This window comes from Saccharothrix variisporea (assembly GCF_003634995.1).
In the GTDB taxonomy this organism is placed as follows: Bacteria; Actinomycetota; Actinomycetes; order Mycobacteriales; family Pseudonocardiaceae; genus Actinosynnema; species Actinosynnema variisporeum.
In genome coordinates, this window is sequence record NZ_RBXR01000001.1 from 1,124,534 (window position 1) to 1,144,242 (window position 19,709).

General features: G+C 70.3%; 15 protein-coding genes. 7 read left to right on the forward strand and 8 right to left on the reverse strand.

The genetic code is table 11. From position 1 onward, the window contains the following. Positions 1-5: 5 nt before the first annotated feature. Genes DFJ66_RS05055 through DFJ66_RS05065 form a run of 3 tightly spaced genes read right to left on the reverse strand, consistent with a single transcriptional unit; the run spans position 6 to position 1,836 of the window. Positions 6-335 (reverse strand): hypothetical protein, encoded by a 330-nt coding sequence (locus DFJ66_RS05055; protein ID WP_121218405.1) that lies wholly within the window; start codon positions 333-335, stop codon positions 6-8. A gap of 16 nt (positions 336-351) precedes the next feature. Further along, positions 352-798 carry a helix-turn-helix domain-containing protein gene (locus tag DFJ66_RS05060; RefSeq protein WP_121218407.1) on the reverse strand — a complete coding sequence of 149 codons (447 nt, stop codon included), beginning with the start codon at positions 796-798 and terminating at the stop codon, positions 352-354. A 57-nt stretch (positions 799-855) separates the two neighbouring features. Further along, entirely contained in the window at positions 856-1,836 is a 981-nt protein-coding gene (locus DFJ66_RS05065) for an acetylxylan esterase (protein ID WP_121218409.1), read from the reverse strand. Between the two features lie 258 nt (positions 1,837-2,094). On the opposite strand from DFJ66_RS05065, the gene DFJ66_RS05070 reads away from it, so the two are divergent. Next, entirely contained in the window at positions 2,095-4,083 is a 1,989-nt protein-coding gene (locus DFJ66_RS05070) for a cellulase family glycosylhydrolase (RefSeq protein WP_246029579.1), read from the forward strand. A gap of 297 nt (positions 4,084-4,380) precedes the next feature. Here the strand turns inward: DFJ66_RS05070 and DFJ66_RS05075 are convergent, their stop codons facing one another. From DFJ66_RS05075 to DFJ66_RS05090, 4 genes are all read right to left on the reverse strand, one after another. Next, positions 4,381-5,391, reverse strand: coding sequence for a LacI family DNA-binding transcriptional regulator (locus DFJ66_RS05075; protein ID WP_121218413.1), 1,011 nt, complete (start codon positions 5,389-5,391; stop codon positions 4,381-4,383). A 175-nt stretch (positions 5,392-5,566) separates the two neighbouring features. Beyond that, positions 5,567-7,225: a cellulose binding domain-containing protein gene (locus DFJ66_RS05080; RefSeq protein ID WP_246029580.1), complete on the reverse strand. Its 1,659-nt coding sequence runs from the start codon at positions 7,223-7,225 to the stop codon at positions 5,567-5,569. After that, complete coding sequence (locus DFJ66_RS05085; protein WP_121218415.1) at positions 7,222-8,874, reverse strand: glycoside hydrolase family 27 protein; 1,653 nt, start codon at positions 8,872-8,874, stop codon at positions 7,222-7,224. The genes DFJ66_RS05080 and DFJ66_RS05085 overlap by 4 nt, the downstream gene beginning before the upstream one ends. A gap of 214 nt (positions 8,875-9,088) precedes the next feature. Next, positions 9,089-10,123 (reverse strand): LacI family DNA-binding transcriptional regulator, encoded by a 1,035-nt coding sequence (locus DFJ66_RS05090; RefSeq protein ID WP_211350977.1) that lies wholly within the window; start codon positions 10,121-10,123, stop codon positions 9,089-9,091. A 110-nt stretch (positions 10,124-10,233) separates the two neighbouring features. Between DFJ66_RS05090 and DFJ66_RS05095 the strand changes: the two genes are divergently transcribed. From DFJ66_RS05095 to DFJ66_RS05110, 4 genes are read left to right on the forward strand one after another with little or no spacing between them, the layout of a single operon-like run. After that, complete coding sequence (locus DFJ66_RS05095) at positions 10,234-11,553, forward strand: ABC transporter substrate-binding protein (protein ID WP_121218419.1); 1,320 nt, start codon at positions 10,234-10,236, stop codon at positions 11,551-11,553. Between the two features lie 4 nt (positions 11,554-11,557). Further along, entirely contained in the window at positions 11,558-12,382 is an 825-nt protein-coding gene (locus tag DFJ66_RS05100) for a carbohydrate ABC transporter permease (RefSeq protein WP_121218421.1), read from the forward strand. Beyond that, complete coding sequence (locus tag DFJ66_RS05105; RefSeq protein ID WP_121230684.1) at positions 12,379-13,176, forward strand: carbohydrate ABC transporter permease; 798 nt, start codon at positions 12,379-12,381, stop codon at positions 13,174-13,176. Before DFJ66_RS05100 ends, DFJ66_RS05105 begins: the two co-directional genes overlap by 4 nt. A 24-nt stretch (positions 13,177-13,200) precedes the next feature. After that, positions 13,201-15,267, forward strand: a complete 2,067-nt coding sequence (locus tag DFJ66_RS05110; RefSeq protein ID WP_121218423.1) for an RICIN domain-containing protein — start codon at positions 13,201-13,203, stop codon at positions 15,265-15,267. A 343-nt stretch (positions 15,268-15,610) separates the two neighbouring features. On the opposite strand, the gene DFJ66_RS05115 is transcribed toward DFJ66_RS05110, so the two are convergent. Beyond that, positions 15,611-16,999 carry a glycoside hydrolase family 43 protein gene (locus DFJ66_RS05115; RefSeq protein ID WP_121218425.1) on the reverse strand — a complete coding sequence of 463 codons (1,389 nt, stop codon included), beginning with the start codon at positions 16,997-16,999 and terminating at the stop codon, positions 15,611-15,613. 395 nt (positions 17,000-17,394) lie between these two features. On the opposite strand from DFJ66_RS05115, the gene DFJ66_RS05120 reads away from it, so the two are divergent. Next, entirely contained in the window at positions 17,395-19,185 is a 1,791-nt protein-coding gene (locus tag DFJ66_RS05120) for a glycoside hydrolase family 6 protein (RefSeq protein WP_121218427.1), read from the forward strand. A 196-nt stretch (positions 19,186-19,381) separates the two neighbouring features. After that, a complete protein-coding gene (locus DFJ66_RS43995) occupies positions 19,382-19,507 on the forward strand; it encodes a hypothetical protein (RefSeq protein ID WP_246030169.1) in 126 nt (41 codons plus the stop codon). Positions 19,508-19,709: the final 202 nt, after the last annotated feature.

A 19,709-nucleotide genomic window follows, 5' to 3' on the forward strand; every position in this document is an offset into this window, starting at 1 on the left:
CGGGCTCACGTGGTCGGCGGCGACGCCTCGGCGTCCTCGTCGGCACGGGTCAGGGCGCGGAGGAGTTCGGTGGCCGCGCGGTGGGCGCGGCCCTCGGGGACGACTTCCAGCAGTGCCACCAGCTTGAGCAGGCGGTAGCGGTCGAAGGCGGTGAAGAAGGCGGCGAGGTTCGGGTTCCACTGGCTGTTCAGCCGGACCAGGACCTCGCTGCCGTCGACGTCGAGCAGCTCCGCCCGCCCGTCGTGCTCCCGCACCGTCCAGTACGGCAGCGACCCGACCAAGCGGCGGAACCGCTCGACCATCTCCTCGTACTCCCGCCGCTCCCGCCAGTCCACGGCCGTGTCGCCTCCGTCAGCCCGAGCTCCCGTCGGGAGCGTCCTGGGGCGGCCGGGGAGAACCACCATCCCCACTACTCGAACACGCGTTCGATTCCTTGTCAAGTCGAATCGCGGGCTCGGGGCGGGAGCGCGACGCCCACAGCCGGTGGCGGAGGCGGCGGCCGACTTCCGCGACCAGCTCGTCGTCGGGGATGGTGGCCGGGTCGTAGGACACGACCGGCCGCAGCTGGGCCTCCTCCGAGGTCAGGACGTGCATGCCGACCAGGACGTCGAGGAGCGACACGCCGAACAGCTCGGCCATCGACCGCGCGGTGCCGATGGTCAGCGAGCGGCCCCGGCGCCAGCCGGTCAGGGCACTGCGGGTCAGGCCGGTGGCCCGGACGAGGTCTCCGGTGGTCAGCCCGCGCCGGGCCAACTCACCCTCCAGGTAGGTCCACTGCGGTGGACGGTGTTCGTTCACGCCGGCGATGGTAGATGCGCAAACCGGACGCGCGGTGTGCGGTACGCGCGCAACCGGTCAGGCTGGCCGGAGGCCGTGCTCGTGCAGCCACGCCAGCTGCGTGGCCTGGTTGGACCCGTAGCCGCCGCCGTGGTCGGCAAAGGGCCAGACCGTCATCGTCCGGTCCGCGCCGGCGTAGTGGTTGTAGGCGGCGTAGACGGTGGAGGGCGGGCAGATCGGGTCCATCAGGCCGACGCTGAACAGGGCCGGCGCGGTCGCCCGCTGCGCGAAGTGGACACCGTCGAAGTAGGACAGCGTCTCGAACGTCGGCTCGACGCGGTCCCGGCTGTGCCAGCGCAGGTACTTCGCCAACTCGACGTACGGCCCCTCGCCGGCGATCTGCGCAGCGTGCGGGAAGTGGCACAGGAAGGGGACGTCCGACATCACGGCGGCCACGCGGTCCGGCGCCAGGCCGCCGACCGCCAGGGCCAGGCCGCCACCCTGGCTGCCGCCGGCCACGACCACGCGCGCGGGGTCCAGACCGGACAGTTCCCCCACCGCGTCCACGGCGCGCACGCAGTCGGTCATCAAGCGGCGGTAGTAGTAGTGCTCCGGGGACTCGATGCCGCGGGTCATGAACCCTTCCGCCCACTGGGTGCCCGAACCGGGGTCGGGATCCGGGGTGTCGTGACCCTGGCCGCGCGTGTCGACGACGAGGTGGGCGTACCCGGCGGCGGACCACAGGAGGTTGTCGGTCGGCAGCCCGCGCCCGCCGCTGTACCCCTGGTAGGTGACGACGACGGGCAGCGGTCCTTCCGCGTCACGGGGACGCACCAGCCACGCGGCCACCGGTTCGCCGTTCCAGCCCGGGAAGCGGACGTCGTCCACGTCGACCGTGCGCAGCAGGAACCGGTCGGTGACCCGCTCGACCTTCACCGCTCCCCCGCAGGCGCGTGCCTCGGCGAGGGTCCGGGTCCAGAACGCGTCGAAGTCCCGCGGTGCCCGCGAGTCCGGGCGGTAGCCGGTGAGGTGGTCGAGAGGGGCGTCGGTCAGCGGCATCCGCGGCTCCTTCGTCGTTGAAGCGCTTCGACCTTGGCACGCGCCGACGAAACCTGTCAACTCTCCAAGCACAGCAACGCCTATTGAGAACGGGGACCTTGTCGGATCACAGCCTCGTAGCTACTCTCACGCCACTTGTTTAAGCGCTTCGACGCACTTCGCTCGCGCCTCTGGACGTTCCCGTTCGCACCAGGCCCACAAGAGGTAAGGAGTCCCATGTTCGGATTGCGCAGCAAGACGAGACACCGGATAGGTGCCGTGGCAGCCGGGTTCGCGACCCTGGCCGCGGGCCTGGTCGTGGGCGCGGGCCGGCCGGCCGCCGCCGAGACCACCGCGTGCGGCGTGGCGTACTCGGTGACCGGCCAGTGGTCCGGCGGCTTCACCGCCGAGGTGGCGGTGCACAACCTGGGCGGCGACGCGGTCGACGGCTGGCGGCTGAGCTGGGAGTGGCCGTCGGGCCAGCGGGTCGACCACGCGTGGAACGCGGAGGTCACGACGTCCGGCACCCAGGCCACCGCCGCGAACGCCGGGTACAACGCCGCCATCGCCGCGAACGGGACGGTGACGTTCGGCTTCAGGGGCTCGTGGACGGGCGCCAACACCGCGCCGACGTCGTTCGCCCTCAACGGCGTCCGGTGCGCCGACGCCAAGGCACCCACCGCCGCGCAACAGGTCGCGGCGATGCAGCCCGGCTGGAACCTGGGCAACACCCTGGACTCCACCGGCAGCGACGAAACGTCGTGGGGCAACCCGCGCATCACGAAGTCGTTGCTGGACAACGTGAAGGCGCAGGGTTTCAAGAGCGTCCGCCTGCCCGTCACGTGGAGCGCCCACACCGGCCCCGCGCCCGACTACACCATCGAGCCGGCCTACCTCGACCGGGTGAAGGAAGTCGTCGGCTGGGCGTTGCAGGACGACCTGTACGTCATGGTCAACCTGCACCACGACTCGTGGCAGTGGATCTGGAACATGCCCGGCGACCGAGCCGGCGTGCTCGCCCGCTACAACGCGCTGTGGACCCAGATCGCCGCCGCCGTCAAGGACTTCGGTCCGAAGCTGGTGCTGGAGAGCGTCAACGAGCCGCAGTTCACCGGCAGCACCGGCGTCGACCAGGAGGAGCAGCTGCTGCACGAGCTCAACGCCTCCTTCCGCGACATCGTGCGCGGGTCGGGCAGCGGCAACGCGACCCGCCTGCTCGTCCTGCCCACCCTGCACACCTCCGGCGACCAAGCCCATCTGGACGCCCTGGCCAACTCCTTCCGCGCCTTCAACGACCCGTACCTGGTCGCGACGATCCACAACTACGGCTACTGGCCGTTCAGCGTGAACGTCGCCGGCGGCACCCGCTTCGACGCGACCGTCCAGAAGGACCTGACCGACACCTTCGACCGTGCCTACAACACCTTCGTCTCACGCGGCATCCCCGTGATCGTGGGCGAGTACGGCCTGCTCGGCTTCGACCGGCACACCGGCACCATCGAGCAGGGCGAGAAGCTGAAGTTCTTCGAGTACTTCGGCTACTACGCGCGCACCAAGAAGCTGACCACCATGTTGTGGGACAACGGCCAGCACTTCGACCGCACGGCCTACACATGGCGGGACCCGGAGCTGTTCGCCCAGATCAAGTCCAGCTGGACCACCCGCTCCGGCACGGCGTACTCGGACCTGATCTTCTCCGCCAAGTCCACGCCCGTCACGGCGAAGACCCTCACCCTGAACCTCAACGGAACGCGGTTCCAGGGCCTGCGCCAGGGCACCACGGACCTGGTGCAGGGCCGTGACTACACCGTCTCCGGCGACCAGCTCACCCTGACGGCGGCCCTGATCACCCGGCTGAGCGGCGCACGGGAGTACGGCACGAACGCCGTGCTGCACGCCCGGTTCTCGCAGGGCGTGCCGTGGCGGATCAACCTGGTCACCCGCGACACCCCGATCCTGTCGAACGCCACCGGCACCACGAGCTCCTTCGCCATCCCGACCACCTTCCGAGGCGACCAGCTCGCCACCATGGAGGCCAAGTACGACGACGGCACCAACGCCGGCCCGCACAACTGGACTTCCTTCAAGGAGTTCGACCGCACGTTCGCCCCGAACTACACGGCCGGCACCACCACGCTCACCTCGGACTTCTTCGCCGAGATCCAGGACAACGCCCGAGTGACGCTCACGTTCCACTACTGGAGCGGCGAGAAGCTGACCTACTACATCACCAAGTCCGGCACGGAGGTCACCGGCACCACCGCCTGACCCGCGCCACAGGCGCACGCCCGAAGGGCGAAATGCGTTTCGCCTGCTGCCAAGCCCACGGGAAGGGCCTCGGTTTCGTTCCCCCGTCCGGCCTGGGCGCAGCCCAACCGCACTTGGCCCGTTTGTGCAACCAGCTTTTCCGGTTGCTCAAACGGGCCAAGTGTGGTTGCCTCCGGCAGGCCGGACGGGGGAACGAAACCGACGCCCTTCCACCCCCGGGGGCCTGCCCAGCGGCGAGCGTCCGCTTTTTAGCTTTTCAGCTTTTCGCTTTTCAGCTTTCGCTTTCAGCTTTCGCTTTCAACTCTTCCCGTCCCACCCCTTCGGGCCGGTGCTTTCGCCGACCGTCAGCACCGGCGTGAGCAGCACCTGCTCGTCCACCGGCTGCTCACCCCGGGCCGCGGCGGTGAGCCGCCGCAACAACTGCTCCACGGCGACCCTGCCCAACTCCTGATCCGGCCCGGACACCACGGTCAGCCGCGGAGTGTGCTGGTCGGCCAGCCGGCCCGGCCCGACCGCGATCACCGACGCGTCCTCCGGCACAGTCCGGCCGCTGCCGCGCAAAAGCGTGAGCAGAGGACCGATCGCACCCTCGTTCTGGACCACGAAAGCGGTCGTGTCGGGCCGGTCGGCGAGGATGCGGGCGAACGTGCCCGCCACGCCCCCGTAGGTTCCCTCCGAAGCCCGGTGCACGAACCGCAAGCCGCGCCGCCGAGCACGGTCGCGGAAGCCGCCCAGGGCGTGTGCGGTGTGGCGCGGATGGCTGATGAAGGCGACCTCGCGGTGGCCCAGGTCCGCCAGGTGGTCGGCGCACAACCCGCCGGCGGCGGCGAAGTCGTGGTCCACGGAGGACAGCCCGCCCGGTTCGTCGGGCAACCCGATCAGCGCGGCCTGGGTGCCCAACTCGCGCAGCACCGGGATGCGCTGGTCGTCCGGTTCGACGTCCATCAGGATCACCCCGTCCGCCAACCCGCTCGACGCGACCCGGCGCACGCCCTCCGGTCCCTCGTCGTTGGTGATCAGCAGGACGTCGTACCCGTACTGCCGGGCGGCGATGGTGACCGAGGTGGCGATCTCCATCGTGGTCGGGTCGTGGCTCTCGGGGCGCAGCGGCACCACCAGCGCGATGATGTACGAGCGGCGGGCGGCCAGGGCTCGCGCGCGGGCGTTGGGGTGGTAGCCCAGCTCCGCCACGGCCTGCTCGACGCGGCGGCGGGTCTCCTCGGAGATCGTGCGCTTGCCGCTGAGCACGTAGCTGACCGTGCTGGACGACACGCCCGCGTGCTTCGCCACGTCGGCGAGGGTGACCATCCTGCTCCTTCTCGGGTTCCGTCGTGCCCGTACAGCATGACGGGTCGAGGAGGAACGGGCAGCCGCCACCCCTCGGACGTGGTGGGTCCGAGGGGTGGCGGTGGGCCGTCAGGGGTCGGCCCGGTGGTTGGAGGTCAGGCGGTGGGCCGTCAAGGGCCGGCCCGGTGGTTGGAGGTCAGGCGGTGGTGCAGGCGGCTCCGTTTAGGGTGAAGGCGGCGGGTTTGCCGGAGTTGCCGGTGTGGGTGGCCTGGAAGCCGATGGCGACCGACGCGCCGGGGGCGATGTCGGCGTTGTAGGACACGTTCCGGGCCGTCACCGCGCCCGAGGTCGGGGAGTACTCGGCGTTCCACCCGGAGGTGATGGTCTGCCCGGCGGGCAGGGTGAACCCGAGCGACCAGCCCGACACCGGGGTCGTGCCGGTGTTGGTGATGGTGATGTCCGAGGTCAGGCCGTTGTTCCAGGCGTTGACCGTGTCGGTGACCCGGCAACCGGCCGGCGGGGGCGTCGTCGTCGTGGTCGTCGTCGTGGTCGTCGTCGTGGTCGTGGTCGTGGTGGTCGTCGGGAACCCGCCGGAGGCGGTGATCCGGTAGACGACCGTGCCGTGCGGCGGGACCGAGGCCGAGATCGTGCCCGAGGACGTGCTGGTGGCACCGGTCCACGCGTCACGCAGGAGGAACGACGTGCCCTCCAGCCCGACCGCCGCGGAGAACGTGCTGACCGTCGTCGTCGTGCTGCCCTGGTTGAACAGCGCGACGGCCACGTCCGCGTTGGACAGCCGCTTGGCCAGCACCCGCCGGGTGCCGTCGTTGGACACCTGGAGGGCCTGCAACCCCAGCGAGTCCTGGTGGATGTCGATGAGGGCCTTGTTCTTCAGGATCGTCGACGTGGCCGTGTTCATGTTGCGCAGGTCGTTGCCCGCGATCAGCGGCGAGGCCATGATCGCCCACAGCGCGAAGTGGCTGCGCATCTCGGTGTCGGTCATGCCGCCCCGGCCGACCTCCAGCATGTCCATGTCGTTGAACGCGCCCGGACGGGCGTAGTTGGCCAGCGGCACGGTCACGTTGACGATGTTCTGGATGCCCATCGGGTAGCCGTTGGTCTGCCCGGTGTCCCACTTGTTGGTGATGTCCTCGGTGGTGCGCCACATGTTGGCCACGTCGCCCCAGTTGCGGCGCGGGCCGGTCTTGTCGTGGATGCTGTTGGGGTTGATGCTGTAGACGATCTGCCGGCCGGTGGCCGCCAGCGCGTCGCGCATCTTCGCGAACACGCGCACCTGGTCGTCGATCGTGCCGGTGGGCGAGCACCAGTCGTACTTCAGGTAGTCCACGCCCCACGCGGCGAACTGGCGCGCGTCCTGGGCCTCGTGGCCCTGCGCGCCGGTCGCGCCGGGGTAGGAGTTGAAGTACTGGGCGCACGTCTTGTCCAGCGGGGCCTGGTAGATGCCGAACTTCAGGCCCTTGCCGTGGATGTAGTCGCCGAGGGCCTTCATGCCGCTGGGGAACCGGCTCGGGTCGCCCTGGAGGTTGCCCTGGGCGTCGCGGTTGGGGTTCATCCAGCAGTCGTCGACCACGACGTACTGGTAGCCCGCGTCCTTCATGCCCGAGGACACCATCGCGTCGGTCATCTGCCGGATCAACGTCTCGTTGATGTTGCAGCCGAAGGTGTTCCACGAGTTCCAGCCCATCGGCGGCGTGCGCGCCACGCCGTTCTCCAGGGCCTGCGCGGATCCGGCCTGCATCGCGGTCACCACGCCCACCGCCACCAGACCCGTCGCCGCCAACGCGGCCGCGGATAAGGCGGTCAGGGCGCGTCGCCGCCAGTCGAGAGTCTTCACGCTCGTGTCCACTTCTGGTTGGGCTGGCCGTGGCACGTCCACAGCACCAAGCGCGAGCCGTTCGCGGTCGCGGCCTGTTCGACGTCCAGGCACAGGCCGGAGCGGGTGTTGCGCAGGGAACCGTCGGAGTTCAGCGTCCAGCGCTGGTTGTCCTGGCCGTGGCACGACCACGTGATCACGCGGGTGCCGTTGGTGGTGCCGCCGTTGTAGGCGTCGAGGCACTTGTCGCCGAACACGCGGACCTCGCCGCCCGCCCACGTCGTCCACAGCTGGTTGGCGGCGGTGTGGCAGTCCCAGATCAGCACGGTCGCGCCGGCGGCGGTGGAGCCGTTGTCGACGTCCAGGCAGCGGCCCGAACCCGTGCCGCGCAGGCGGGACGTGGTGTTGGCCAGGGGGCTGCCGCCGCTGACCCGGAACGCGGCCACGCCGTGCGCCGGGACGCTCGCGGAGATGGTGCCGGAGCTGCTGGACGTGCCGCCGGTCCACAGGTCGGTCAGGGTGAACCCGGTGCCGGACAAGCCGATCTGGGCGGCGGTGGTGGAGACGGTGGCCGTGCCGCTGCCCCGGTTGAACAGGCCGACCGCGACCGAGCCGTCCGACAGCGCCTTGGCGAAGACCTCGGTGTTGCCGTCGTCGCGCACCCGCCGTCCGCCCGCGCCGAGCGCGTCCTGGTTGACCGCGATCAGGCGCGGGTTGCGCAGGATCGCGCTGACGTCCGCGGACATGGTGCGGATGTCGTTGCCCGCCATGAGGGGCGCGGCCATCAGCGCCCACAGCGCGAAGTGCGCCCGGGACTCGGTGAGGGTCAGGCCGGGGCGGCCGACGACCAGCATGTCCGGGTCGTTCCAGTGGCCGGGGCCGGACTGGGCGGCGAGCGGGGCGGTGATGTCCAGGACGTTGCCCACGCCCATCGGGTAGCTGTTGGTGTTGCCGTTCTGCCAGATGTCCAGCAGGTCCTCGGTGGTGCGCCACAGGTCGGCGACTTCGCCCCAGTTGTACTTGTCGCCGGTCGGGCTGTGGAAGCTGTTGGAGTTGATGCTGTAGACGATCGGGCGGCCGGTGGCGCGCAGGGCGTCGCGCATGATGGTGAACCGGGCGACCTGCTCGTCCCGCGTGCCGCTGCCCGAGCACCAGTCGTACTTCAGGTAGTCCACGCCCCAGGAGGCGAACGACCGCGCGTCCTGGACCTCGTGGCCCAGGCTGCCGGTGGCGCCGGGGAACGTGCCGACGCCCTGGGCGCAGGTCTTCTCGTTGGGCGCCTGGTAGATGCCGAACTTCAGGCCCTTGCCGTGGATGTAGTCCCCGAGCGCCTTCATGCCGCTGGGGAACTTCGTCGGGTGGGCCCGCAGGTTGCCGGAGCTGTCGCGGTTCGGGTCGAACCAGCAGTCGTCGACCACGACGTACTGGTAGCCGGCGTCGCGCATCCCCGAGGAGACCATCGCGTCGGCGGCCTGGCGCACCTGGGCCTCGGTGATGCCGCACCCGAAGCTGTTCCAGGAGTTCCAGCCCAGGGGCGGCGTGAGCGCGGGGCTGCCGGGGGCGGCGGACGCGGGCGGGGCGGCCGGGATGACGGGTGCGGACACCGCGGTCGCGGCCAGGGCCAGCGCGACGGTCGCGCGGCGCAGCGCCGTCCAGGGTCGGAAGGGCATCGGGGTCTCCCTGTGTCGTCGTCGACCCCAGGAATGTAACCAGGCCGTCACAGCCGGTCAAAGCTAAACTTGTGAGCGCTCACTTTAGCTGGCACGCCCTTCACCCTGAGTTAGTCCGGCCTTTCGCAAGTTCTTGTGAGCGTGAACAACAGCCGGCACACTTGCCGACCGCACCACCACCCTGCCCGGGAGGTCTCGACTTGGAGCGGACAGGCTAGGCGTTCCCGGCGCGCGGCGGCGCGACCGAACCGCCCGCGCGCACCGGCATCGGGACCCGGTGGACCACGGGGATCCGGTTCGCGCGCCGGCGCCGTTCGAACAGCCCCAGCAGGACCTCGACCGCCCGCACGCCCATGTCGTGGTGCGGCAGGGCGACCGTGGTCAACCGCGGACGCAGCCAGGAGGCGATGGGATGGTCGTCGAACCCGATCACGGAGACGTCGTCCGGCACGGACAGGCCGGCCTCGGCCAGCGCCTGGTAGGCCCCGAACGCGAGCCGGTCGTTGAAGCACACCAGCGCCCGGGGCCGGTGGCGGCGCAGCACTTCGCGGGTCGCCGCGTAACCGTCCTCGGGCATCCACTTGGGACACCGGTGCGCGCTGACCACCTCGACGCCCGCGGCCCCGAACACCTCGCGCATGCCCACCAGTCGTTCCACGGCGGCGGTGCTGTTGGGCGGGATGTCCTCCAGGCCCGGCCCCGCGCCGATCAGGTGCACGCCGGTCCGGTGCCCCGCCGCGACGACGACCTGCGCGGCGGACCGGCCGGCGCCGATCTCGTCCGGCAGCACGGAGTGCACCGCCGAACGCCCGGCCGCCGTGGCGTTGAGCAGCACGGCCGGCCCATCGTGCAGGCCGTCGGGCAGCGCGACCGCCCTGGTGTACATGGCGGCGAACACGATCCCGTCCACGCGGCGGTCGTGCATGGCCTCCACCAAGGCCCGCTCGACCGCCGGGTCGCCGCCGGACTCGCCGACGAACACCAGGAACCCGCGCCGGTGCGCCGCTTCCACCGCGCCCTCGATCATGCCGCCCGCCAGGTCGGAGGACGCCACGGTGTCGGAGACGAAGCCGATCGTCTGCGACCGCCCGGTGCGCAGGCCGACCGACAGGGTGTTGCGGCGGTAGCCGAGCTCGTGCGCGGTCGCCTTCACCCGGCGCTCGGCCTCTTCGGAGATGCGCAACTCCCGCGCGCGTCCGGACAGGACCAACGACGCGGTCGTCGCGGACACGCCGCTCGCCTCGGCCACGTCGGCCAGTGTCACCCGTCTGCGTCCCACCCCAGACCCGCCTCCCGACGAGCGGGCAATCGCCCGAGATCCCAAGCTAACACGATTTAGCGCCCGCTGAGGAGCCCTCGATGTCCCACCGCGCCGGCGTGGCCCTCGTCGTGCTGACGCTGCTCGTGGCCGGCTGCGCCGCGCCCGGCGGACCACCGCAGTCCACAGTGGACTCACGGGTGGCACCGGGTTGCGGCACGGAGCCGGTTACCCTGAAAGCCCGGTTCGAAACCGGTTTCCCGCTGGCGAAGGCGTTGGCCGACGAGTTCGCGCGGCAGCGCCCGAACGTCACGTGGGACATCCGCGAGGAGCAGTTCGACGTCCTGACCCGCAACGCGCCGCGCGTGCTCGCCGACGAACCCCCGGACCTCATGCGGTTGCCGCAAGTGTCCGAAGTGGTGCGTGCCGGGCTGCTGCGGGATCTCGACGGTTACGCGCGAGCCCTGGGTTGGGACCGCAGGCCCGAATCCCAGACCCGGCCGCTGCGCGTTTCTCCCAGCGGCAGGCCGCGCGGCGAGGGGCCGCTGTACGCGACGGGACTGTCCACGAGCGTCACGGGCGTGTTCTACAACAAGGACCTCGCCGCGCGGATCGGCGTGCGGGAGCCCGAAACCCTGGCCGAGCTGGACGACGCCCTCGCCCGCGCCAAGCAAGCGGGCACCACCCCGATCGCCGGCTTCAACGGCGGCGCGACCGGCGGGCTCACCTTTCCCTTGCAGAGCCTCATGGGCTCCTACGGTTCACCGAGGGCCATCGACGACTGGACGTTCCAACGCCCCGGCGCGACCATCGACACCCCGCCCAACGCCGAGGCCGCGCGGCACCTCGCCCGGTGGCTCGCCGCCGGCTACTTCGACGCCGACCTCAACGCCACGGACTACGCACGCATGGTGGACCGCTTCGCGTCCGGGCAGGCGCTGTTCATGGTCGACGGCGACTGGGAGTCCGCCACGCTGGACCGGCGGATGCCCGGCCGCGTCGGCTTCTTCCTCATGCCGCCGCTGCGCGCCGGCGCTCCCCGCGCGGCGATGGCCGGTCCCCCGACGTTCGTGATCCCCGCCCGCGCGCAGCACCCCGACTGCGCGGCGGCGTTCCTGGACTGGGCGACCACCGACCCGACCGCGCGGAACACCGTCGTGCGCGTCGGCGGCGCCCGGCCGCTGGGCCCGCCGGAGCCCTCGTGGCCCGTCGAACCCGGCTCGGTCACCGCGGCCACGTTCGCCGCGACCGACGAGGTGCTGGCGCACGACACCGCCATGGACTTCATCGCCAACGCCACCGGCGCCATCTACGCCAAGAGCTGGACCCCGCAGCTGCAACGGCTCGCGGCGGGCGAGCAGACCCCCGAGGAACTGCTGCGCCGGGTGCAGGCCGACTACCTGACCCAGACCGGGGGCTGACCCGGTGACCCCGCGCCTGGCCGGCTGGCTGTTCGTGCTCCCCGCACTCGCCGTGTACGGGGTGTTCGTGCTGCGCCCGCTGGCGCTGGTGGCCCAGTACTCGCTGTACCGGTGGGACGGCGTCGGCCCCTCGACGTGGGTCGGGTGGGACAACTACGCCGCCGTGCTCACCGATCCCGACCTGCGCCGGCCGCTGGTCAACGCGCTGCTGCTGGTGGTGGCGTTCGCGGGCGGCCCGGTCGTGCTCGGCCTGGCGCTGGCGGTCGTCGTGCGGCCGGGTCCGGTGCTGGTGCTGCCGCAGGCCGTGCCGCCGGTCGCGGCGGGGCTGGCGTGGAGCGTGCTGCTGTCCTCGACCGGCGCGGTGAACCGGGCACTGGACGCGGTCGGGCTGGGAGGGGTGACGCGGGCCTGGCTGGGCGACTCCGCGACGGCGTTGGCGGCGGTGGGCGTGATCGGGGCGTGGGCGTTGGTGGGGTTGTGCGCACTGCTGCTGTCGGCGGGCGTGCGGCGGCTGGACCCCGCGCTGTACGAGGCCGCCCGGCTGGACGGGGCCGGGCGGTGGCGGGAGTTCCGCGCGGTGACGTTGCCGGGGGTGCGGCGGGAGATCGGCGTGTGCGTGGTGGTCACGTCGCTGGCGGCGCTGTCGAGCTTCGACGTCGTGTACGTGACCACGCGGGGCGGTCCGGGCGGGGCGACGGCCGTGCCCGCGCTGGAGGTGTTCCACCTGGCGTTCACCCAGCGGGAGGTGGGCCTTGCGTCGGCGTTGGCCGTGCTGCTGGTGGTGCTGGTGCTGGGCGTGGTGGCGCCCGTGCTGCGGTGGTCGCGATGAAGGCGCTCGTGCGTGCCGGGCTGGCCGTGGTCACCGTGCTCCCGCTGGCGGAGTTGCTGGTCACCGCGCTGCACCCGCCGGGCACCTATCCCCCGGGCCTGACCTGGCCGCAGGACCCGCACTGGTCGAACTTCGCCCTGGCGTTCCGCTCGGCGCGGGTGGACCGGGCGCTGGCGTCCGGCGCGGTGGTCGTGCTCGCCGTGGTGCCGGCGGTCCTGGTGCTGGCCGGTTTGGCGGGGTACGGGCTGGCGCGGCTGCCGTTCCCGGGCCGGCGGGTGGTGTCGGGGCTGTTCCTGGTCGGGCTCGTGCTGCCCCGGGAAGCCGTCGTCCTGCCGCTGTACCAGCAGGTGCGGGACCTCGGGCTGCTCGACACCACCGCCGGGCTCGCGCTGGCGCTGATCGCCACCCACCTGCCGTTCGCGATCGTCTGGATGCGCGCCCACTTCGCCTCCGCACCCGCCGAGCTGGCCGACTGCGCCCGCGTGGACGGTGCCGGGCCGTGGGCCGTGCTGCGGCGCGTGCACCTGCCGCTGGCCGGTGACGCGCTGCGGTCGCTGGGGCTGCTGCTGTGCGTGTGGACGTGGAACCACCTGCTGTTCGCCCTGGTCCTGGTCGACGACCCGCTGCGCCGCACGGCCGCGGGCGCGCTGGACGCCTTCCAGGGCCGTTGGGGCACCGATGTGCCGCTGCTGTGCGCGGGCGCGCTGCTGATCACCGCACCGGTGGTCGCGGTGCTCGCCCTGGCGCACCACCGATTCGCCGACGCCCTGGTCCGGGGCGTCGCGGTCCGATGATCACCGACGATCGAAGGAGCGCTCATGGCCGTCCCTGGCCACTCCCCCACCAGACGACGAAGGGTTGCTGTCGCCTCCGTCGCGGTCATGCTGCTCAGCGGCGTGATGGTCGCACTGGGCACGACACCCGGCTCCGCCGCGACCGTGGACACCACAGCCACCTACGTGCTGGTGAACCGCAACAGCGGCAAAGCCCTCGACCTCTACAACTCCGCAACCAACGACGGTGCCCGCATCACGCAGTGGACCCGCAGTGACGGGGCCAACCAGCAGTGGCAGTTCGTCGACTCCGGCGGCGGCTACTACCGGATCAAGTCCAAGCTGTCCGGCAAGGTGCTGGACGTCAACGGAGCCTCCACCGCCGACGGTGCCGCGGTGATCCAGTGGTCCGACCACAACGGCACCAACCAGCAGTTCCGCCTGGCCGACTCGGACGGCGGGTACGTCCGCCTGATCAACCGCAACAGCAACAAAGCGGTCGAGGTGCAGGGCGCCTCGACGGCGGACGGGGCGAACGTCGTGCAGTACAGCGACTGGGGTGGCGCCAACCAGCAGTGGCAGCTGGTGAAGCTCGGCGGCACCACACCGGGCACCCAGTACACCAACCCGGTGGTGTGGCAGGACTTCGCCGACGTCGACATCATCCGGGTCGGCGACGCGTACTACATGTCCGGGTCGACCATGCACTACTCGCCGGGCGCGCCGATCCTGCGCTCCTACGACCTGGTGAACTGGGAGTACGCGGGCCACTCGGTGCCGTCGCTGGACTTCGGGTCCAAGTACAACCTCAGCGGCGGTAACGCCTACGTGGACGGCATCTGGGCGTCGACGCTGAACTACCGGCGCAGCAACAGCACCTTCTACTGGGCCGGGTGCATCGACTTCAACGACACCTACATCTACACCGCGTCCGCGGTCGACGGGACGTGGACCCGGCTCGCCCAGATCGACAACTGCTACTACGACGCCGGCATGTTGATCGACGACAACGACACCATGTACGTGGCCTACGGCAACACCACCATCAGCGTGGCCCAGCTGTCGGCGGACGGGCGCAGCCAGGTCCGGGCGCAGCAGGTGTTCCAGACCCCGTCGAGTGTGGGCACGCTGGAGGGTTCGCGGTTCTACAAGCGCGGCAACAGCTACTACATCTGGCTGACCAGGCCCGCGAACGGCCAGTACGTGCTCAAGTCCGACAACGGCCCGTTCGGTCCGTACACCATGCGGCAGGTGCTGCTCGACCTGCCGGGTCCCATCTCCGGTGGCGGCGTGCCGCACCAGGGCGGCTTGGTCCAGACGCAGAACGGCGACTGGTACTACATGGCCTTCGTCGACGCGTACCCCGGCGGCCGGATGCCGGCGCTCGCGCCGATCACGTGGACCGCGGACGGCTGGCCCGTGCTCCAGACCGTCAACGGCACGTGGGGCGTCAACTACCCGAAGCCGAACCTGCCCGCACCACCCCGGCAGGTGAAGCCGATGGTCGGCTCGGACACGTTCACCGGACCGGTCCTGGGCCCGCAGTGGGAGTGGAACCACAACCCGGACACCAGCAAGTACAGCGTGAGCAACGGGTTGAAGCTCTCCACCGCGAGCGTGACCAACGACCTGTACGCGGCCCGCAACACCCTGACCCACCGCATCCAGGGACCGACGTCGACCGCCACCATCGAGCTGGACTACAGCACCATGAGGGATGGTGACCGGAGCGGGTTGGCCATGCTGCGCCAGTCCTCGGCGTGGATCGGCGTCAAGCGGGACAACGGGACCACCCGGGTCGTGATGACCAACGGCCTGAGCATGGACGGCAACTGGAACACCACCAGCACCGGCAGCGAGATCGCCAGTGCGGCGGTCAGCGGTGGCCGGATCTGGTTGCGCGCCAACGCCGACATCAGGCCGGGGAGCGGGCGGCAGGCCAGGTTCTCCTACAGCACGGACGGCGTGAACTTCACGTCGTTGGGCAACGCGCTGACGTTGAACAACACCTGGCAGTTCTTCATGGGGTACCGGTTCGGCATCTTCAACCACGCCACCCAGGCGTTGGGTGGATCGGTCACGGTGCGGAAGTTCGACCTGACTACGCCGTAACGCTGGAAGCGCCCACCCTGCTCCCGTTTGGCGGGGCGGGGTGGGCACCGGCTTGGGCGGCTTCGCGGTCTGAAGATCAAGAGCGAAAGATCAAAAGCGAAAAGCTAAAAGCGGACGCTCGCCGCTGGGCAGGCCCCCGGGGGTGGAAGGGCGTCGGTTTCGTTCCCCCGTCCGGCCTGCCGGAGGCAACCACGCTTGGCCCGTTTGAGCAACCGGAAAAGCTGGTTGCACAAACGGGCCAAGCGTGGTTGGGCTGCGCCCAGGCCGGACGGGGGAACGAAACCGAGGCCCTTCCCGTGGCTGGCAGCCCAACGGCTTGCGCCTGCGGCGCATCGGCGCTGGCTCAGGCGGTGAACTGCCACCAGTTCATGTTGAGCAGGTAGCCGCTGCCGCCGGCGAAGCGGAAGTACAGGTCCTGGGTGCCGGTCAACCCGCTCACCGAGCAGGACACCGTGGTCCAGGTCTGCCAGCCGCCGGTGTTCGGGACGGTGCACCGGCCGGCGACCGTGCCGTTCTGGCTGCCCGTGCGGACCTCCACGGTGCCGCCGGACACCGTTGAGGCCACTCGGGCGGTGAAGGTGCGGGCGCCGGTGCCGAAGGCTACGTTCTTCACCTTGATCCAGTCGCCGTTCTCGATCCAGCCGATGTTCATGCCGCCCTCGCTGGCGCGTTCGGTTTCGATCCCGCTGCCCCAGGCGATGGTTTCGGCTTCCTGCCGCACGTACGGGTTCAGGGTGTCGGCGGGCGGCACCCCGGCTGACGTCATGTTGATGGTCGGGATGGAGCCGTCGGCGTTGTAGGTGAACTTCTCCACCGCCACCGAGCGGGTGAAGCCGCCGCCGTTGGGCAGGGCTCCGTTGTGGTAGAAGAAGTACGAGCTGCCCTTGAAGTCGACGATCCCCGCGTGGTTGGTGAAGCTGCTGCCCTGGGTCGGCATGACCGTGCCGCGGTAGGTCCACGGGCCTGTGGGGCCGGGGGATGTCGAGTAGGCGATGAACTCCGAGCAGCACTTGGCGGCGAAGACGTTGTAGTACAAGCCGTTGCGCTTGTAGACCCACGGGCCTTCCTCGTACAGGGTCGGCCGCGAGGCGTCGCCCGTCCTCGTGCCGAAGCCCGCCGTGGTGAGCGGGATCTGGGTCGGGCTGCCGCTGAAGGAGATCATGTCCGCGTTCAGGCGGACGTACCAGAGGTTCGGGTTGCCCCAGTACAGGTAGGCCTGGCCGTTGTCGTCGATCATGACCGTCGGGTCGATCTCGCCGTTCTCCACCAGCGGCCGGCCCAGCGCGTCGCGGAAGGGGCCGGTGGGGCTGTCGGCGACGCCCACGCCGATGGCCATGCGGCCGGTGGCGCGGTTGGTGACCGGTACGTACCAGTAGAACTTGCCGTTGCGCTCGATGGCTTGGCCCGCCCACGCGTCCTTGGACGCCCAGCTGAAGGTCGCGAGGCTCATCGGCGAGCCGTGGTCGGTCCAGTTGACCATGTCGGCCGAGGACCAGACGCGCCACTCCTTCATGGTGAACCAGGTCGAGCCGTCCTCGTCGTGCCCGGTGTAGAGGTAGACGCGGCCGTTGTGCACCAGGGGCGCCGGGTCGGCCGTGTAGACGTGCTGCACGATCGGGTTGTCGGCCTTGGCCTTCGTCGGCGCGACGACCGCGTTCAGCCCGGTCGCGATCAGGACCAGAGCGGCCAGCGCGGCCAAGGCCGCCGGTACCGACCTCGTTGTCGGACGCATGTTCCCCGCTTTCCCAGCAACGGCGAAATGCCCGGGGCGGCGGATCCCGGGACCTGTCGACACAGGAGTGTGGCAGCGCGATGTGGGCGCTCACAAGAGCGCTTCAGTACCGGTGGTCACTTTTAGCCCGATCAGCCCACCTCTGTTCAGAGAGCGCTCCCATTTCCCACGTGAGAGGCCTACCCGCTGACCAGCGACGTTTCCTGAGTGTGAACCAGCTAAAGTTAGCGCTAACATATTTAGCAAGCCGGGAGCGATTGACTGCCTCATCGCCGCGTGGCTACGGTGGGCCCATTCCGGTGTGCGCGAGTGCCTGTCCGACCGGATGTCTGGGAGCGCTCCCAGACCAGCAGTACCCACACCTCCACACAGCAACGACGCTACGAGGACCCTGAATGAAACCAACGACTCTGGCCCGCGGCGGCGCCGCTGCTGCCGCCCTGACACTGGCTTCGGGGCTGCTGGTCCTGGGAACCTCCACGGCCGGCGCGGCCCCCGCGTGCGCGGTGGACTACCAGGTCAACCAGTGGGACTCCGGCTTCACGGCCAACCTCACGGTCAAGAACACCGGTGACGCGATCTCCAACGGGTGGACCCTGGAGTGGGACTTCCCGGGCAACCAGAAGGTCACCCAGGGGTGGAGCGCCACCATCACCCAGTCCGGCCAGCACGTGACCGCGAAGAACCCCGACTGGGCCCGCTCGCTGCCCTCGGGCGGTAGCGCGAGCTTCGGTTTCAACGGCTCCTACTCGGGCTCGAACGCCGCTCCGACGTCGTTCAAGCTCAACGGTGTCACGTGCGGCGGTGGTCCGACCACCACGACGTCGACGTCGACCTCGACCACCACGAGCACGACCACCACCACGAGCACGACCACGACGACGACCACCTCGGGCAACCCGCCCGACCCGGGCACGCACCTGCCGAACCCGTACGAGGGCGCCAAGGGCTACCTCAACCCGGACTTCGTCAACAACGTCAACACCACGGCCGACGCGACCGGCGGCACCCTGGGCACCGCGATGCGCAAGGTCGCCCAGCACTCCACCGCCGTGTGGATGGACCGCATCGGCGCCATCACCGCGGGCCGCGGCCTTGCGGGTCACCTCGACGAAGCGGTGCGGCAGGCCTCCGGCGGCACGCCCGTGGTCATCCAGGTCGTGATCTACGACCTGCCCAACCGCGACTGCGCGGCGCTGGCGTCCAACGGCGAGCTGCAGGTCAGCCAGAACGGCCTGGCCCGCTACAAGGCCGAGTACATCGACCCGATCGCCGCGATCCTGGCCGACCCGAAGTACCGCGACCTGCGCATCGTCGGGATCATCGAGCCGGACTCGCTGCCCAACCTGGTGACCAACCTGGCCAAGCCCAAGTGCGCGGAGGCCAACTCCAGCGGCGCCTACGTCCAGGGCATCCAGTACGCGCTCAACAAGCTCAGCGCCATCCCGAACGTCTACAACTACGTGGACATCGCGCACTCCGGGTGGTTGGGCTGGAGCTCCAACATGGGTCCGGCGGTGACGCTGATCGCCAACACGATCAAGGGCACCACCAAGGGCGTCAACAGCGTGGACGGCTTCGTGTCGAACATGGCGAACACCTCGCCGACCGAGGAGATCTACCTGCCCGACCCGACGCTGAACGTGGGCGGCACCCAGTTGCAGGCGGCGACCTACTACCAGTGGAACCCGTACTTCGACGAGGCCGACTTCGGCACCGAGATGCGCAACCGGTTCATCGCCGCCGGCTTCCCCAGCGGCATCGGCATGCTGGTCGACACCTCCCGCAACGGCTGGGGCGGCCCGAACCGGCCCACCGGCGCGAGCGGCACGACGGCGGACGCGTACGTCAACTCCGGCCGCATCGACCGCAAGCTGCACCGCGGCAACTGGTGCAACCAGACCGGCGCGGGCATCGGCGCCCGACCCACGGCCTCCCCGCGCGCCGGCTTCGACGCCTACGTGTGGATCAAGCCGCCGGGTGAGTCCGACGGCATCGCCACTAAGACCGACGGCCCGAACGAAGAGGGCAAGCAGCACGACCCGATGTGCGACCCGAACTACCGCGGCGACCAGCAGGCCAACGGCGGCAACCTGACCGGCGCCATGCCGGGCGCCCCGCACGCCGGCGTCTGGTTCCCGGCAGGCTTCACCTCCCTCGTGCAGAACGCCTACCCGGCCTTCTGAGAACCACGACGGTGAAGAAGACAACGACCGCGGCCGTGGCGGCGACCGCGCTCGTGTCCGGTGCCGTGGCGCTCTCCCCGAGCGCCACGGCCACCGCGGCACTCCCAGCACCACTGCGAACAACAACCCCGACAGCGGCTGCACGGTGAACGACCGCGTGGTCAGCCAGTGGTCGGGCGGGTACACCGGCGAGATCGTGACAGGGAACCGGGGACCGTCGACCGACGGATGGGTCCTCACGTTCTCGGCACCGGGCGTGTCCGTCCCGCAGGGTTGGAACAGGACACGGAACAACGCCCCCCGTTCTCAGCACCGACGCTGAACGGCACGGCCTGCTCCCGCCCCCGTAACCCCCAACCCTGAAGCGGTTCCCCGCCCGGCAACGCCTCCGCCGGCCGGGGAACCGCCGCATTTAGGGGCCTGCGGTGCCGCCAGCAAGCAGGCGGGCTCCGAGCGACCAGGCTGCGAACGGGCGGGCGACGCAAGATGGCACCGCGCGCGAAACGCCTCAGCGCCACAGGCAC

Excerpts from the sequence above, each read along its gene's own strand:
- DFJ66_RS05120 (WP_121218427.1), top strand. The coding sequence starts at position 17,395 with ATGAAACCAACGACTCTGGCCCGCGGCGGCGCCGCTGCTGCCGCCCTG.
- DFJ66_RS05085 (WP_121218415.1), bottom strand. The coding sequence starts at position 8,874 with ATGCCCTTCCGACCCTGGACGGCGCTGCGCCGCGCGACCGTCGCGCTG.
- DFJ66_RS05075 (WP_121218413.1), bottom strand. The coding sequence starts at position 5,391 with ATGGTCACCCTCGCCGACGTGGCGAAGCACGCGGGCGTGTCGTCCAGC.
- DFJ66_RS05065 (WP_121218409.1), bottom strand. The coding sequence starts at position 1,836 with ATGCCGCTGACCGACGCCCCTCTCGACCACCTCACCGGCTACCGCCCG.
- DFJ66_RS05115 (WP_121218425.1), bottom strand. The coding sequence starts at position 16,999 with ATGCGTCCGACAACGAGGTCGGTACCGGCGGCCTTGGCCGCGCTGGCC.
- DFJ66_RS05095 (WP_121218419.1), top strand. The coding sequence starts at position 10,234 with ATGTCCCACCGCGCCGGCGTGGCCCTCGTCGTGCTGACGCTGCTCGTG.
- DFJ66_RS05105 (WP_121230684.1), top strand. The coding sequence starts at position 12,379 with ATGAAGGCGCTCGTGCGTGCCGGGCTGGCCGTGGTCACCGTGCTCCCG.
- DFJ66_RS05110 (WP_121218423.1), top strand. The coding sequence starts at position 13,201 with ATGGCCGTCCCTGGCCACTCCCCCACCAGACGACGAAGGGTTGCTGTC.